Source organism: Phenylobacterium koreense (assembly GCF_040545335.1).
GTDB lineage: Bacteria > Pseudomonadota > Alphaproteobacteria > Caulobacterales > Caulobacteraceae > Phenylobacterium > Phenylobacterium koreense.
The window spans coordinates 1,145,535-1,160,295 of the sequence record NZ_JBEPLU010000001.1 but is presented as its reverse complement, the minus strand read 5'-3'; the positions used below and the strand labels follow the sequence as shown (position 1 = coordinate 1,160,295).

The window sequence follows — 14,761 nt, the reverse complement described above, 5'->3', positions numbered from 1 at the left end:
GGTCCTCCAGCGATGCTCGCCTAGGCGAAAATCCTGGCCGGGAGGATGCCGATGGACCTTAGATTGACCCCGGAAATGGAAGGTTTTCGCCAGGAAGTCCGCAGTTTCCTGACGAAGCACCGGGACCGCTATGTGGGCGAGGCGGCCCGTCCTCGTGAGGCTGCGCTGGAGTGGCAGCGCCTGCTCATCGAAAACGGCTATGCGGCCCGCACCATCCCGAAGGTCTATGGCGGTTACGGCGCCGAGCCCGACATCCTGAAGGCCCGCATCATCGCCGAGGAGTTCACCGCCGCCGGCGCGCCGCGAGGCTTCGCCAACCAGGGCATCTCCATGCTGGTCCCGACCCTGCTCGAGGTCGGGTCGGAGGAGCAGAAGCAGCGCTGGATCGGCCCGACCCTGCGCGGCGAGGTGGTCTGGTGCCAGGGGTATTCGGAACCGGGCGCGGGCTCGGACCTCGCCTCGCTGCAGACCAAGGCGGTGGAGGATGGCGACGATTTCCTGATCTCCGGCTCGAAGATCTGGACAAGCACGGCGGCCCAGGCCGACATGATCTTCTGCCTCGTGCGGACCGAGCCGGACGCGCCCAAGCACGACGGCATCTCCTACCTGCTGTTCTCGATGAAGACGCCGGGGATCGAGGTGCGGCCGCTGAAGACCATGACCGGTTCGGCCGAGTTCAACGAAGTGTTCTTCACCGATGTCCGCGTGCCCAAGAGCGCGGTGGTCGGCGGGCGCGGCAAGGGCTGGTTCGTCGCCAACGCCACCCTGAAGCACGAACGCGGCATGCTGGGCGATCCCAACGCCACGGAGGCGCGGCTGCATTCGCTGATCGAGCTGATGAAGACCGAGAGCGTCGATGGACGGCGGCTGATCGACGACCCGATCCTGCGCGACCGCGCCATGCGCCTGCAGGCGCGGGTCATGGCGATGAAGTTCAACGGCCTGCGGAACCTGACCTCGTCCCTGAACGGCGAGCCGCCGGGCATGGCCGGCCTGGTGGTCAAGCTGCAGGGCTGCGAACTCAACCACCAGATCGCGGCCTTGGCGATCGACGCCCTGGGCGAACTGGGCGTGCTCTACGAGGATGGGCCGCATCTGCGCGCCAAGGGCGGCTGGCAGCGGGACTACATGTTCGACCTTGGCCTGATCATCGGCGGCGGCACCGCCCAGATCCAGAAGAACATCATCTCCGAGCGCGGCCTGGGCATGCCGCGCGAACCGAAGCTGGCGAGCGCCTGACATGGATTTCTCGATCACCCCCGACCAGCGGCTGATGCAGGAAAGCCTGTCGCGTGTCTTGGAGGCCGCAGCGCCGCTGGAACGCGTCCGCAAGTTCGCCGCCGACCGGGAGGACCCGGGCGCCGATATCTGGGCCGCGCTCTGCGATTTCGGCCTGCCGGGCGTGGTCGTCGACGAGGAGCACGGCGGGCTTGGCCTTGGCCTGCTCGACGCAGCGCTCGCCGCCGAGGCCCTCGGCCGCTCGGTGGCGCCCACGTCCTTCCTCGGCGCGGTGGCCGGTTCGGTGGCCTTGACGCGCGCGGGATCGGCGGCCCAGCAGTCGGCTTGGCTTCCGAAGATCGCCGCCGGTGAGGTCATCGTAGGCCTGGCGATCAGCGAGCCGATCGCCGGCGCCCGCGACGGGGCCGGCGTCGACGCCGACGGGGACCGCCTCACCGGCAAGGCCCTCTTCGTCACGGACGCCATGAGCGCTGACCTGTTCGTGGTCGCCGACAATGCGGGCGGCCTGCATCTTGTCGATGGCCATGCTGCGGGCCTTGCGCGCGAGCCCATGACGACCATCGACCTCACCCGGCGGTTGGGCGAGCTGCGGTTCGAGGGGACGGAGTCCGAGCCGCTGGCGGCTCACGGCCTCGATGCTGTTCGCGATGCGGCCTGGACCCTGCTGGCGGCCGACACCCTGGGCGCGGCCCAGGTGATGATCGAGAAAGCCGTCGCCTACGCCAAGGAGCGGCGCCAGTTCGGCCGGGTGATCGGCTCGTTCCAGGCGGTGAAGCACATGTGCGCCGAGATGGCCGCGGAACTCGAACCCTGCCGGTCGCTGGTCTGGTACGCGGCCTACGCCTTCGACGACGCGCCCGAGGAGGCCTCGCTGACGGCCGCCCACGCTAAGGCGCACCTGTCGGAGGTCGGCCGCTTCATCGCCCGCACCGCCACCGAGGTCCATGGCGGCATGGGCATCACCGACCTGCTGGGCCTGCATTATTGGTTCAAGCGCATCGGCCTCGATCGGCAATTGCTGGGCGGGCCCGAGCGGGTCCGCCGCATCGCCGCGCAGATACAGGGCCTGGCGGCCTAGACCCTCGTCCAGGTTGCAGTCGGCGGCCACCTGTCGTTAGCCTACTGGTCGGAGGTCGGCCATGGCCAAGCGGATACTGATCCAGACGACGATTCCGTCCGCGGAGGACGACTGGCATGTCGGCCGTTTCTCCATCTTGGCGAACTATTTGCGCGGCCTGGGCCACGAGGTCGTCGCCCGCGATCGACAGGCCGGCGCCGATCCGGTGCTGGCTAACCTGGACCAGGCCGACTTCGACCAGCTCTGGCTGTTCGCCGTGGATACGGGCGACGGCATCCATGCCGACGAATGCGCCGCCATCAGCCGTTTCCGCGCCGGGGGCGGAGGGCTTCTGGTCACCCGCGACCACCAGGATCTCGGTTGCTCGGTCTGCGCGCTCGGCGGAGTGGGCAAGGCGCACCACTTCCACAGCGCCAACCCTGAGCCCGACGTGCGTCGGCGCCGGCGCGACGACGTGGTGACCACCAATATCGACTGGCCCAACTACCACTCTGGCGCCAATGGCGATTTCCAGGCCATCCAGGTCGAGGATGAGGCGCATCCGTTGCTGGACGACGGGGCGGGCGGGCTCCTGGCCTTCCTGCCCTCGCACCCGCATGAGGGCGCCGTCACAGCGCCGGCCGACGAGCCCGACGCGCACGTCATCGCCACCGGAGTCAGCGAGGCGACCGGCGCGCGGTTCAACCTCATCGTGGCCTTCGAAGGGCGTGTCCCCGGGCAGGGACGGGCGGTCGCCCAGTCCACCTTCCATCACTTCTGCGACTACAATCTCGATCCGCGCAGCGGCTGCCCGAGCTTCGTCAGCGAGCAGGCCTCCGATCGGATCCTCACCGACCCGCGCGGCCGTCAGGCGGTCGAACGCTACTATCGAAACCTGGCGGAGTGGCTGAGCCCATGACCTGCACGCACGGCGCCTATCTTCGCGAGGTCACGCCCTCGGCCGACGGCTGCGAAGAATGCCTGAAGATCGGCTCGGGCTGGGTGCATTTGCGCCTCTGTCGCGCCTGCGGTCATGTCGGGTGTTGCGACGACTCGCCCAATCAGCACGCCACCAAGCATTTCCACGCCACCAGCCACCCGATCATGGAGACCTACGATCCGCCCGACGGCTGGGGCTGGTGCTATGTGGACGAGATCATGCTGGACCTCGAAGGCGCGACGACGCCCCATCCGCCGGGCTGGCGCTACTGAGCGCCTAGAGCGCGTTTCCGCTAGGCCTTGATCAGCGACGGGCGCTCGTCGGGGTGCACCAGTTCGTGCAGCTCGGGGCGCTTGGCGATGTAGGCGTGGAAGAAGGGGCAGTGTGGCCGCACCCAGAGCTTCTGCTCGCGCGCGAAGGCCAGGCCCGCCTCGACCAGCCGCTTGCCCACGCCCTGGCCGCCGAAGGCCTCGGGCACGACGGTGTGCGGAAAGATCACGCTGTCGCCCCTTAGGCGATATTCCGCGAAGGCGACGTCATCGCCGACACGGATCTCGAAGCGTTTGTCGGTGCGCACCACTTCGGGCAGGTCGATCATCGCGGTCCTCTCTGGAAGATTCGACGCCAAACTTAAGCGTGCGGCCGGCTCATCGCCACTCGCTGATTTGAGCGCCGGTCCCGCCGTCTTCGAAGGCTACGCGATCGAGCTGGGTCGCCACGATGCAGATGGGTCTTTGGTCGGGGCCCTCGGAGCGGCAATTGACGGCGCGACCGTCCGGGAAGGCGACGATCCGGCCCTCCAGCACCAGGCGGTAACCTTCCGGCGGCGGGACCGGCAGCACATCCTCCGAGCCGCGGATGGTGAAGCTGTAGGGGCGGCCCTTGCGTTGGGACAGTCGCGAGTCGTCAGGCGCGAACACCGCGGCGATCCCCATAGTCTGGGGTGAGGGGAGTGCGACCAGGCTAGCTCCTGCCTGCGGCGTGGACGGGCACGCCTCGCCCTTCAGCCAGGGGCGGTCGATCCAGTAGCCTTCAACTCGCTCCCACACCTTGTCGCCGACCGCGGCGGCCATCAGCGGGGTCTTGGTCCAGTCGGCGGGGGCGAGGCCGAGTTCGATGGTCCGGCCATTGGCGCCGGAGCTCCAGCGGGCGAGGCCAGGCTGGGCGTCCTTCGCCGCGTGCGGGCCCAGGCAACCGAAGGGCATGCGCGCCACGAAGGTCCGCCCCACCAGAGGATCGGCGCTCTGCACAGCGGCGCCCGCGGCATAGGCCGAGGCGGCGTCCGCCATGGCGGCCAGGAGTCCGGCCCGATCCAGGTTCGGCGGCGGCGCCAGGACAGCCGGCTTTTCGGCGGGCGGCGGCGCGATCTTGGGCGGCGGAGCGGCTTGCTCGCCGCGGCTGCAGGCGCCCAGCAGGGCCAGGGCGATGACGGCGCCCGCGCGCGCCGGGGAACGGAGCGTTCTCTTCACATCTGCGGGAGGCATGGCCGACAAGCTAGCATGGCGGGGAGCAGGCGCGTCAAAAACCTTGACGTGAACGGGTTCGCCGGGTCTGCACGGACAGATGAATTTCGATCAGATCGCGGCGCTCGTCGTTCTGGTCGCCGTTGTCGGCGTCCTGATTCATGGGCGGGTCCGGTCCGATGTCGCCGCGCTTTCGGCCGCCGCCGCGCTGCTGCTGCTCGGCGTCGTCCGGCCGAGCGAGGTGCAGGGCGCCTTCGCCAGCCCCGCCATCCTCGCGCTGGCTTCGCTGTTCGTCATCGCCTACGCCATCGAGCTGTCGGGCCTGCTCGGGCTGCTGATCCGTCAGGCGACGCGGATGTGCGCCCGGCTGGGCGAGCGAGGGCTTTGGCTGGTGATCGGCCTGTGCGGCTCTGTGGGCGGCTTCCTAAACAACACCCCGATCGTCGTACTGGCCGCGCCCATCATCAAGGACGTGGCGACCTCTCTGGGGCTTTCACCCAAGCGCTTCCTCATGCCGCTGAGCTACGTGACGGTGCTGGGCGGGCTGCTGACTCTGATCGGCACCTCGACCAACCTGCTCGTCAACGACATGGCGCGCAACGCCGGCCAGCCGGCCTTCAGCCTCTTCGAGATCACCCCCGTCGGACTGACCGTGGCCGGGGCCGGGGCGCTCTACCTCTATCTGGTCGGCACGCGTCTTCTTCCGAAGGAGGACGACAAGATCGCATCGCCCCGGGCTCCGATTCCGCTCGGCGAGCAGCGTGGCTATGAGGGCGGCGCCGGCGATGCGGTCCTTGGAGATGTCGCCTTGTTCGGCGCGGCGGACCGCCCATTGCAGCCCCGCAAGGCCTTCCTCTCGCTGGCCGTGTTCGTGGCGGTGGTGGCCGCCGCGGCTGCGGGCTGGGCGCCGATCGCGGCGGCGGCCTTCGCGGGGGCGGTCTCGCTGATCCTGATGCGCGTCGTCAGCGCCGAGGAAGCTTACGCGGGTCTTCGACCGGACGTGCTGCTGCTGATCGCCGGAATGGTGGTGGTCGGCATGTCGATAGAGATCACCGGCCTCGCCGCCGCCGGCACCGAGTTGCTGATCGGCTTCATCAGGCCGTTCGGCCCGCTGGCCGCCTTGATCATCCTCTACGGTGTGACGCTGGTGGCGACGGAGTTCCTCTCCAATGCAGCGGTGGCCGTGTTGCTGGCGCCCGTCGCCGTAGCGCTGGCCGAAAGCCTGGGCGTCGATCCGCGGCCCTTCCTGGTCGGGGTGATGATGGCCGCCAGCGCGGCCTTCGCCACGCCCTTCGGCTACCAGACCAATGTGCTGGTCTTCCAGGTGGGCGGCTACAGCTACATGGACTTCGTGCGTGTCGGCGCGCCGCTGAACCTCGTCACCTACGTCGCCGCGATGATCGCGATCCCGATATTCTTCCCGTTCTGAGCCTTAGGGGCGGACGTCGAAGACCATGTTGAACGGCGTCTCGGCGGCGCGTTTGAAGCGAGTGAACCCGGCTTCTTCGGCGACCTTGCGCAGCTTCGCCTCCCCGGCCTGGGCGCCTAGGCCCAGACCCACCTCCTGACTGAGCGAGGCGGGCGTGCAGATCATGGTGGAGGCCGAATAGAACAATCGACCGATGGGGTTCAGGTTGTCGGCCAGATCGTCGTGAGCATAGGGTTCGACCAGCAGCCAGGCGCCGTCGGGCGCCAGGTTCTCACGGATATGGCGCGCGGCGCCGACCGGATCGCCCATGTCGTGGAGCGCATCGAAGATCGCCACCATGTCATAGGCGCCGCCGTTGAAGTCCTTGGCGGTGGCGACCTCGAACTCGACGCGGTCTTCCACGCCGGCTTCGCGTGCCGACTGGCGCGCCCGTTCGATCGATGGGCCGTGATAGTCGAAGCCGTAGAACCGCGACTTGGGGTAAGCCTTCGCCATCAGCACGGTGGAAGCGCCATGGCCGCAGCCGACATCGGCTACGCGCGCGCCCTCGTTCAGCCGCGCTTCCACCCCTTCCAGCGCCGGTATCCAGGCCGAGGTGAGGTTGGCGTTATAGCCCGGGCGGAAGAACCGTTCGGTGCCGCGGAACAGGCAGGAGTCGTGCTCGTGCCAGCCCAGGCCCTTGCCGCTCTTGAACACGTCGGTGACCTTCGGCTCGTCGCGGAACATGGCGGCGAGCACTTCGAATCCGCCAGCCATGAAGGCCGGCCCGCCTTCGTCGGCGAAGACCATCGCCTGTTCGGGGCTCATGGAGAAACGGCCGGTCGTGCGGTCGTATTCGACATAGCCGGAGGCCGCCTGGGCGGCGAGCCATTCGCGGACATAGCGCTCTGCCGCGCCGGCTGCGTTCGCCAGATCGAGCGAACTGGCCGGGCCGATCTCGGCTAGGGTCCGGTAGAGGCCGAGCTTGTCGCCGATGAGCACGAGAGCCGCGGAGATCGCCGCGCCCATGTCCCCGACCATCTTTCCTTGAAAAGCTTCGAGCTTGCCCTGATCGACAGGTTTGTCATTCGGCATGTCAGCCTCCTTTGGGCTGGAAGACCAATGTTCTCCCACCAAAGTCGGGCTGAATGAAGAGACCTTGCCGTGCGTGAAGCGTCTCTCGTCTAGGCGTGATTGCAGGCGGCCGCGCCGAACGAGGAAAATCGCAGGATTCCTTTCGGATTCGAGGGCTCGCGGGGCGTGGGCGCAGTCTCGACGGTCGGTAGTCGCAGGAGCAGGCCATTCATGGCGAAGGCCTGGGCCACCAGGCAGGCGGCGGCCGCAAAGGGCGCGCGCGGCGTATCGGCCAGCAGCCAGATCAGATGCGCCTCGAGGCGCGGGTAGTCCTCGGCCTGCGCGGAGGCGAAGAGGGCGAGGATCGTCTGTTCGTCGCAGGTCAGCCGATAGGATCCGGGAGCCGCCAGGGTGACCCTGCGCCGGCCGCTGGCGGCGAGTTCGCTCACGAACACGGTCAGCGCGGTCAGCGCCTCGATGCCTACCGGGCCGCAGGCGTCCTCGAACTGGCGGCGGACCAGGCGGCAGTCGGCGACCCCGAAGGCGGCGGCGCGGAACGCCCAGAGCAGCATGTGCTCGCCCTGGGTCAGGTCGGACAGCCGGGCGTGGTCGTCGGGAATGGGCATGGCGTGCTCCTGATGCCCGTCGACTGTATTGCGATTGCGAATGAGTCGCAAGGTAATGCCTGCTGTCGTGCAGGCGACGAGGGCGGGGCTCGAGGCTAGGAGCGAGGCGCTTAACGCCAGGGTGGTCGAGGCCAGCAGTAAGCCTCGGTGGGTCGCTAGGATCGGGTGCATTTCAACACTTTCCGGCTGTCGGTCGAACTTGGCGTGGAAGGCGCAGGTCTCCGCCTGGCCGCGGGCGGCCGCCTGACACAAGGCGCGCTCTGGCGCGGCGATGCGGGCGTGGAACGGAGTGCGCGGAGGGGAGCGAGCGACCCGTGCGCGAACGCCTGACTCAAAGCCGTACAAGGGAAAGGCATCACGCCACCCGTCCTCAACTGAGGGTGGTGCAATCTCGCTGCATTTGCTTATAAAGTGTTAACGGCCTGCGCGTTGCGAGAATTTCGAGCCATGCGAATAGAATCGCGGAAGCTTGTGGAACCGATTGTGTAATTAATCTCAGATTCTAGAGGGTTGTACGTGCGTATGGTCGAGCCTGTTTCAAGTATGATTGGCCTCGCGTGACCTGTGTGGTGGCGTTTTGCTGTAAGATGGGCAATTGATCATCAATCGGCGCCGGCGTGATCGAGGTGGGTTGCTGGGGTGTGAAACTGGGTGTTTCTTGCGCCCCCGTTTGCGCGTAACCCACGGTAGTACATGGCAAGCTCGCCCAGATTGGACCGCAAGGTCTCGGCGTCGGTGTTTTGGTCCTTCGTGCGTTTCGGCAGCGACCAGATTTTCAATCTCGTCGCCTTCTTCGTGATGGCGCGGCTGCTGTCGGCGGCCGAGTTCGGGCTCTTCGCCGTCGCCTTCGTCTACGCCGAGGCAGGCAAGATCATCGTGTCGGGCGGATTGGTGAGCGGCTTTTATCGGGCGCGCGAGGTCACGCCGAAGCTCGCCGACACGCTCTTCTGGAGCAACATGGGCCTGGCCTCGTTCCTGGCGCTGGGCGGCCTGGTCGCACAGCAGCCGATCTCGGTGGCTTTCGGTCGACCCGAGGGCGGCGCGGTCGTAGCGACGCTCGGCTTCGTGCTGCCGATCACCGCGCTGGGAGCCAGCCACATGTCCCGCAATCTGCGGGAATTCGGGCACAAGTCCTTGGCGTTGCGGTCGCTGTTGAGCGGGCTTTTCGCGAGCGGCCTGGCGGTGCTGGCCGCGCTGAACGGGTTCGGTGTCTGGAGCCTGGTCATCCAGCGGTACGTCGCCGAGGTCATCAACACCCTGGTGGCCTGGAGCGCCTTCCGATGGCGGCCAGGTTTCCAGTTTTCGTTTTCGACCCTGAAGGCCCAACTACAGCTCGGCGGCAACATCGCCCTCTCACAGATCATCGTCCTGTTCACCGCCCGGGTGCAGGACCTGATCATCTCGCACGCCTTCGGCGCCGGAGCGGTCGGCTTCTACCGGATGGCCTGGAAGTCGACGGAGCTCATCTCCCAGGGCACGATCACACCCTTCTCCCTGGTCTCGCTGCCGATGCTGGCCAAGCTTCAATCCGATCGCGAAGCTTTTCGCCGGTCATATCTGCGAATGGTGGCGATCAGCGCGGCGGTGTCCTTTCCCTGCATCGTCGGTTTCGGCGTGCTCGCGAACGAGCTGATCCCTTTGATCTATGGGGCGAAATGGGCGCCCAGCATCGCCTTGGCGCAGATCCTGGCCTGGCTGGTGACGCCCTATGCGCTGAACTTCTTCATCGGCCCGGCGCTGACCGCGCTTGGACGGGCGGACCTGGTCGTTCGCCTGGCCGCGATCGATCTGGTCGGGACCGCGGTCTTGTGCGCCCTGGCTGTTCCGTTCGGGCTAAGGGCGACCGCCGCGGCTTACGTCGCGCGGTGCTATCTGGCGATGATCTTCCAGCTATGGGTGTTCAAACGCGCCGCTGGAGGTTTGATCCTGGACGCGATCAGGGCGGTCCTGCCGCAGGGCCTGGCCGCTTCGGTGATGGCGCTCGCCGTACTGCTGTTCTCCGGCCGACGGGAGGTCTTCGCCAACGGGTGGCTCTACGTTGCGTGTGCAGTCGCGCTCGGCGCCGCGGTCTACGCGCTGGCGCTCATCCTGTTCGTCGGCGGTCGGGTGCGCCGGGAGGCGCTGGCAAAGGTCCGAGGCGTGGTGGCGCGCCAGGCTACGACCAGCTTGCCGGGTTGAGGCGGTCAGGCCGCCTCGCTCACCGGCGCGAAGCTTTCTTCGTCGAACAGGGCGTCCCAGTCGGCCCAGCGGGCGGCCGCGTCGCGCAGGCGGGCGTCGTCGCGCACGGTGACGACCTGGCCCTCCGCCTCGTCCCAGATCACGGTCAGGTCGGCCAGGCGCGAAGCGTCCGGCCCAAGGCGGCCCTCGGCCTGCAGGGCGGCGATCATGCCGTGGGTCAGGCGCAGCTTCATGCGGCCGCCGGACTGGCGAACCATCACGTCCGCATGGGTGATGACCTGCTCGATCATCTCGGCGTTGGCGGGCACGATCGGCCGGCGCGCTTCGAACAGGAACATCGGCTCGACATAGGGACGGCGGAATGAGGTCACTCGGGCGGCGGCGGGCATCGGAAGCTCCTTTCCAATCGGCATGTTCTTGTTAAAGTGCGGATGCGTCAGAATCGGACGCATGTTTGTTCTGGGAAAGTTCCAATGCGTCATGAGAAGGCCGCCCGCCTGCTGGAGCTGGCCAGGATGCTGGCCGCCTCGGCCGAGGGGCTGACCCTGGACGAGATGGCCGATCGGCTGGGCGTCGGCCGCCGCACCGTCGAGCGGATGCGCGACGCCGTGCGCGAAGCCTTCCCGCAGATGGAGGAGGTGGAGGATCCGCCCACCCGGCGCTTCCGCATCCCGGCGGGCCTGGACGGGATATTCCAGGCCCCCAACGCCGACGAGTTCGCGGCCCTGCGCGCCGCCGCCGAGCAGTTCCGCGCCGCCGGCGCCCGCACCCGGGCCAGCGCCCTCATGTCGCTGGAGCAGAAGGTGCTCTCTGCGATCCGAGCCGGCGCGCGCCGCAAGCTGGCGCCGGACCTTGAGGCGATCCTGGAGGCCGAGACCATGGCCATCCACCCGGGACCGCGGCCCTTCGAGGACGAGGTGGTGCTCGGCTGCGTGCGCGAGGCGATCAAGTCCCTGCGCCGGCTGCGCTTCCGCTACGAGGGCGGCTCCTCCCCGGGGCGGGTGCGCGAGGTGACGCCCTTCGGCCTGCTGTTCGGCCGCTCCAACTACCTGGTTGGCGGGGAGGGGGATTCGCCCGAGCCGCGCACCTTCCGCCTGGACCGGGTGCTCGACATCGAGGTCTTGGAGACGGTAGGCAGCCGGCCCGAGGGCTTCTCCCTGCAGGCGTTCATGAACCGCAGCTTCGGCATCTATCAGGACGAGGTGGAGGACGTGGTGCTGCGCATACTGCCCCATGGCGCCGAGGAAGCCATGGGTTGGCGCTTCCACCCGACCCAGAGCCTGGAGCCGCAGGAGGACGGCGACGTCATCGTGCGGTTCACCGCCGGCGGGATGCGCGAGCTGGCCTGGCATCTCTTCACCTGGGGCGACAAGGTGGAAATCCTTGGGCCGGAGCGGCTGCGGACTGTCATGCGACAGGAACTGGCCGCCGCGATCAGGGCTCATGCACCAGAAGGTAACGGGCGGAAATGAGCGACACCGACGGCTTCGTGCTGAACCAGACCATGCTGCGCATCAAGGACCCGGAGAAGACGGTGACCTTCTACCGCGACGTCCTCGGCATGACCTTACTCGACCGCTACGACTTCCCGGCCGGGAAGTTCTCACTCTACTTCATGGGTTATCCGGGCGGCGAGATACCGTCCGATCCGGCCGAGCGTGTGAAGTGGGTGTTCGAGCAGCCCGCCCTCCTGGAGTTCACCCACAATTGGGGGACCGAGGACGATCCGGACTTCGCCTATCACAACGGCAACGCCGAGCCGCGGGGCTTTGGCCATATCGGCCTGTCCGTGCCCGACGTGGCCGGCGCCTGCGCGCGTTTCGACGCCCTGGGCGTGGAGTTCGTCAAGCGTCCCGATGAAGGGGCGATGAAGGGGCTGGCCTTCATCAAGGACCCGGACGGCTACTGGATCGAGATCGTCTCCGGCCCCAATCTCCGCGACCTCATCACCGCCTCGCGGGCAGCGAGCGGACGCGCCGCAGGGTAAGGGAACCCTTGCCGGCATTGGGTTTCGCGCAAGGCCGAGGGAAAGCTTCGCTGCTTGCTGCGTTTTCCTTCGCGTCCGCCGCGTGGAGCATCCGATGCCCGAACCTGCCCTGACCCCGCGACCCGACGGCCTCGTCGAGAGCCGCAAGCCGGTGCTGCTGCCGATCATGGGGCCGAGGCTGCAGGGCGAGGTGACGGCGGCTGGCGTCGCGCAACTGGCGCTGTGGGGTGAGGGCGACCTCGGACGCCTGCGGTTCTCGCCGCTGGAGGGCCCCTTCGTCTATGCGCCGAACATGTTGCTCGCGGCGGTGGGCGGCGTGTTCGTCGCGCAGGAAGCCCCGGTCATGGTGATCTGCGGGGTGACCTATCGCGGCTTCTCGCCGGCGCGGCGCTGCGCCTCGTGGGACCGCATGGAGCATCCGCGATCGAGAATCCGGCGCGAGCACGGCCGCCGGTACGTCGATCTTTTCTGGGCCAATGTGATCATCGAGCAGCGCGGCCCCGACCTCGTGATCGCGGCCGGGACCGACCCGGGCGAGGCCGAACGGGCGATCGGGTTTTCGGTCGAGACGATCATCGCCGAGGCGCATGGCTATGCAGCCCATTGCGACCGCCTGCCGGAGGCCGATCCCCTGCTGCGCAGCATGGTGATCCAGGGAACCCATGCGGCGCTCTCCAGCGCCCGCCGCGACGAGCGCGGCCGCTTCGACGGCCTGGCCGCCGGCCTGCATTACTCGACCCCGGCGCGGACCTATTATCGCGACGGCTACTGGACCCTGCAGTTGCTGCTGGAGGTCGCACCAGCCTTGGTCCACGAAGAGATCGAGATGCTGGCCTCCGGCATCCAGCCGGATGGCGAGGCGCCCAGCGGGGTGATCCTCGCCGGTCCCGAGCAGGCGCAGGCCTGGGAGGAGCTTCGGACCACGGTCTTTGGTCTGGACTGGATACATACCCGCGCCATCGACTGGTGGAGCGACCACTTCGACTCGCCGCTGCTCTTCATCCTGGCGATCGCCGACTATGTGCGCGTCTGCGAGGATGACGATCCGGCCGAGCGGCATTGGCCGCTGATCAAGGCGATCTTCCAGCGCTATCGGGTCTTCACCGAGCGGGGACTGCCGGTCAAACCCCGGCACGAGCGCGACTGGACCGATAACGTCTATCGCAGCGGCTTCGTGGCCTACGACCTTGGCCTCTGGGTCGGGGCGCTGGACGCGATCGCGACCCTCGGCCTGCGGATCGAGCCAGGGCTGGCGGCCGAGGCCCGCAGCCTGGCCGAGTCCACCCGCGCGGTGATCGAGGCGACGCTCTGGCGCGAGGACGGCTGGTACGCCGACTATCTGGCGCCCGAGGGCCTGGCCGAGGTCGATCCTGTGCTGGAAGATCATCTCGCCCTCGACAGCCTCACCCTGCTGCGCCACGACGCCGTGTCCGAGGAGCGCGCTCAGCAGGTGCTGGCGGCGATCCGGGCCAAACTGGAGACCCGCCACAACCAGGCGCAAGGGTTCGGCGACTGGGGCGTGATGTGCTCATATCCGCCCTTCAAGCACCGCGCCGACACCCGGTCGAAGTCCGCCTTCGCCTATCGCTATCACAATGGCGCCGACTGGCCCTGGCTCGATGGCCTCTACGCCGAGGAGCGCCTGCGCCGGGGCTTGCCGGGTTGGCGTTACCCGATGCTGCGTTGGTGGCGGACCTGCCTCGAAGAGGGCTGGATGGGCGCAGTGGAGTATTTCTCGCCGCCCTGGGGCCGCGGCTCCCTACTGCAGGGCTGGTCGTCCATGCCTGCGGCGGTGGCCCTGAAGTACCGCGACGTGGTCCTGCGCGGTGACTCCGACTGAGGTTGCAGGCTTCCCTCGGCGAAACATCCGCGCAACAAATGCCCGGCTCCATGCGGCCAAAGACGAGGGAGGACGCGCCAATGTGCGACGACGACATCCACCAAGGCCTGATCGAAGACCCCACCGTTTCGCGGCGAATGTTCGGACTGATGAGCGCGGCCGCGGCCGGCCTCGTGGCGACCGCGGCCTGCGCGGCCGCGCCGGTCGTGGAAAAGGACGTCCAGGTGAAGACCCCGGACGGGGTCGCCGACGCAGCGCTCTTCTATCCGGAAGGCAAGGGCCAGTGGCCTGCGGTGGTGGTCTGGCCCGACGTGATCAGCTTGCGCCCGGTGTTCCGTGAAATGGGCCGACGCCTCGCGGCCGAGGGTTACGTCGTGCTCGTGCCGAACCTCTATTACCGCGTGAAAGCCGCGCCGGTGATCGAGGGCGGCTTCAACTTCGCCACGCCCGAGGACCGCGCCAAGCTCACCCCCCTGCGGGCCAGCGTGACGCCGGAAGGCGCCGATCGCGACGCCGTGGCCTATGTCGCCTTCCTGGACGCCCAGCCTCAGACCGACCGCAGCAAGAAGGTCGGGACGCAGGGCTACTGCATGGGAGGACCGCTCGCGTTCCGCACCGCGGCCGTGGTCCCCTCGCGCGTCGGGGCGGTGGCGAGTTTCCATGGCGCCGGCCTGGCGACCGACCAGCCGACCAGCCCGCACCTGTTGATCCCCAAGACACAGGCCGAGTTCCTGGTGCTGATCGCCGAAAACGACGACAAGGCGGATCCGGCCGCGAAGGACAAGCTGAAGGCGGCGTTCGCCTCGGCGGGCCGCCCGGCCAAGGTCGAGGTCTATCAGGGGGCTGCCCACGGTTGGACCGTCCGCGGCAGCCAAGTCTACAACGAGGCAGCCGCCGAGCGGGCCTGGGCCGAGCTCCTGGCGCTCTACAAGAGGGCGCTCGCCTAACG

Annotated in this window: 15 protein-coding genes; 10 read left to right on the top strand and 5 right to left on the bottom strand. The window is 68.0% G+C overall.

The features are described from left to right. The first annotated feature begins 51 nt into the window (after positions 1–51). The 4 genes from ABID41_RS05715 to ABID41_RS05700 all read left to right on the top strand — a co-directional run bounded on the left by ABID41_RS05715 (position 52) and on the right by ABID41_RS05700 (position 3,508). The gene (locus ABID41_RS05715) at positions 52–1,239 is read left to right on the top strand and encodes an acyl-CoA dehydrogenase family protein (protein ID WP_331928874.1); all 1,188 of its coding nucleotides are present in this window, start codon (positions 52–54) and stop codon (positions 1,237–1,239) included. Position 1,240: 1 nt separating this feature from the next. Further along, complete coding sequence (locus tag ABID41_RS05710) at positions 1,241–2,317, top strand: acyl-CoA dehydrogenase family protein (RefSeq protein ID WP_354297283.1); 1,077 nt, start codon at positions 1,241–1,243, stop codon at positions 2,315–2,317. 61 nt (positions 2,318–2,378) lie between these two features. Beyond that, entirely contained in the window at positions 2,379–3,215 is an 837-nt protein-coding gene (locus ABID41_RS05705) for a hypothetical protein (RefSeq protein WP_331931988.1), read from the top strand. Next, positions 3,212–3,508, top strand: coding sequence for a UBP-type zinc finger domain-containing protein (locus tag ABID41_RS05700; RefSeq protein WP_331931987.1), 297 nt, complete (start codon positions 3,212–3,214; stop codon positions 3,506–3,508). Before ABID41_RS05705 ends, ABID41_RS05700 begins: the two co-directional genes overlap by 4 nt. Positions 3,509–3,528: 20 nt before the next feature. Here the strand turns inward: ABID41_RS05700 and ABID41_RS05695 are convergent, their stop codons facing one another. Both ABID41_RS05695 and ABID41_RS05690 read right to left on the bottom strand, forming a co-directional pair. Next, a complete protein-coding gene (locus ABID41_RS05695) occupies positions 3,529–3,834 on the bottom strand; it encodes a GNAT family N-acetyltransferase (RefSeq protein ID WP_331931986.1) in 306 nt (101 codons plus the stop codon). Between the two features lie 49 nt (positions 3,835–3,883). Further along, positions 3,884–4,705, bottom strand: coding sequence for a hypothetical protein (locus tag ABID41_RS05690; protein WP_354297282.1), 822 nt, complete (start codon positions 4,703–4,705; stop codon positions 3,884–3,886). Between the two features lie 94 nt (positions 4,706–4,799). On the opposite strand from ABID41_RS05690, the gene ABID41_RS05685 reads away from it, so the two are divergent. Further along, positions 4,800–6,128: an SLC13 family permease gene (locus ABID41_RS05685; RefSeq protein ID WP_354297281.1), complete on the top strand. Its 1,329-nt coding sequence runs from the start codon at positions 4,800–4,802 to the stop codon at positions 6,126–6,128. A gap of 3 nt (positions 6,129–6,131) precedes the next feature. Here ABID41_RS05685 and ABID41_RS05680 read toward each other — a convergent pair whose 3' ends face one another. After that, a complete protein-coding gene (locus ABID41_RS05680; protein ID WP_331928592.1) occupies positions 6,132–7,202 on the bottom strand; it encodes a class I SAM-dependent methyltransferase in 1,071 nt (356 codons plus the stop codon). An 89-nt stretch (positions 7,203–7,291) separates the two neighbouring features. After that, a complete protein-coding gene (locus ABID41_RS05675; RefSeq protein WP_331928594.1) occupies positions 7,292–7,807 on the bottom strand; it encodes a hypothetical protein in 516 nt (171 codons plus the stop codon). Between the two features lie 711 nt (positions 7,808–8,518). Between ABID41_RS05675 and ABID41_RS05670 the strand changes: the two genes are divergently transcribed. Beyond that, positions 8,519–9,985, top strand: coding sequence for a lipopolysaccharide biosynthesis protein (locus ABID41_RS05670; RefSeq protein ID WP_331928595.1), 1,467 nt, complete (start codon positions 8,519–8,521; stop codon positions 9,983–9,985). A gap of 5 nt (positions 9,986–9,990) precedes the next feature. Here the strand turns inward: ABID41_RS05670 and ABID41_RS05665 are convergent, their stop codons facing one another. After that, a complete protein-coding gene (locus ABID41_RS05665) occupies positions 9,991–10,374 on the bottom strand; it encodes a hypothetical protein (RefSeq protein WP_331928597.1) in 384 nt (127 codons plus the stop codon). Positions 10,375–10,458: 84 nt separating this feature from the next. On the opposite strand from ABID41_RS05665, the gene ABID41_RS05660 reads away from it, so the two are divergent. From ABID41_RS05660 to ABID41_RS05645, 4 genes are all read left to right on the top strand, one after another. Then, entirely contained in the window at positions 10,459–11,457 is a 999-nt protein-coding gene (locus ABID41_RS05660; protein WP_354297280.1) for a helix-turn-helix transcriptional regulator, read from the top strand. Beyond that, entirely contained in the window at positions 11,454–11,972 is a 519-nt protein-coding gene (gloA, locus tag ABID41_RS05655) for a lactoylglutathione lyase (protein WP_331932578.1), read from the top strand. Before ABID41_RS05660 ends, gloA begins: the two co-directional genes overlap by 4 nt. A 94-nt stretch (positions 11,973–12,066) precedes the next feature. Further along, positions 12,067–13,812, top strand: coding sequence for a glucosidase family protein (locus ABID41_RS05650; protein WP_331932577.1), 1,746 nt, complete (start codon positions 12,067–12,069; stop codon positions 13,810–13,812). 80 nt (positions 13,813–13,892) lie between these two features. Beyond that, complete coding sequence (locus ABID41_RS05645) at positions 13,893–14,759, top strand: dienelactone hydrolase family protein (RefSeq protein WP_331932576.1); 867 nt, start codon at positions 13,893–13,895, stop codon at positions 14,757–14,759. Positions 14,760–14,761 lie beyond the last annotated feature (2 nt).

Coding starts and splice junctions, on each gene's coding strand:
- ABID41_RS05705 (WP_331931988.1), top strand. CDS start 2,379: ATGGCCAAGCGGATACTGATCCAGACGACGATTCCGTCCGCGGAGGAC.
- ABID41_RS05665 (WP_331928597.1), bottom strand. CDS start 10,374: ATGCCCGCCGCCGCCCGAGTGACCTCATTCCGCCGTCCCTATGTCGAG.
- ABID41_RS05715 (WP_331928874.1), top strand. CDS start 52: ATGGACCTTAGATTGACCCCGGAAATGGAAGGTTTTCGCCAGGAAGTC.
- ABID41_RS05650 (WP_331932577.1), top strand. CDS start 12,067: ATGCCCGAACCTGCCCTGACCCCGCGACCCGACGGCCTCGTCGAGAGC.
- ABID41_RS05660 (WP_354297280.1), top strand. CDS start 10,459: ATGCGTCATGAGAAGGCCGCCCGCCTGCTGGAGCTGGCCAGGATGCTG.
- ABID41_RS05710 (WP_354297283.1), top strand. CDS start 1,241: ATGGATTTCTCGATCACCCCCGACCAGCGGCTGATGCAGGAAAGCCTG.
- ABID41_RS05645 (WP_331932576.1), top strand. CDS start 13,893: ATGTGCGACGACGACATCCACCAAGGCCTGATCGAAGACCCCACCGTT.
- ABID41_RS05675 (WP_331928594.1), bottom strand. CDS start 7,807: ATGCCCATTCCCGACGACCACGCCCGGCTGTCCGACCTGACCCAGGGC.
- ABID41_RS05685 (WP_354297281.1), top strand. CDS start 4,800: ATGAATTTCGATCAGATCGCGGCGCTCGTCGTTCTGGTCGCCGTTGTC.
- ABID41_RS05700 (WP_331931987.1), top strand. CDS start 3,212: ATGACCTGCACGCACGGCGCCTATCTTCGCGAGGTCACGCCCTCGGCC.
- ABID41_RS05695 (WP_331931986.1), bottom strand. CDS start 3,834: ATGATCGACCTGCCCGAAGTGGTGCGCACCGACAAACGCTTCGAGATC.
- gloA (WP_331932578.1), top strand. CDS start 11,454: ATGAGCGACACCGACGGCTTCGTGCTGAACCAGACCATGCTGCGCATC.
- ABID41_RS05680 (WP_331928592.1), bottom strand. CDS start 7,202: ATGCCGAATGACAAACCTGTCGATCAGGGCAAGCTCGAAGCTTTTCAA.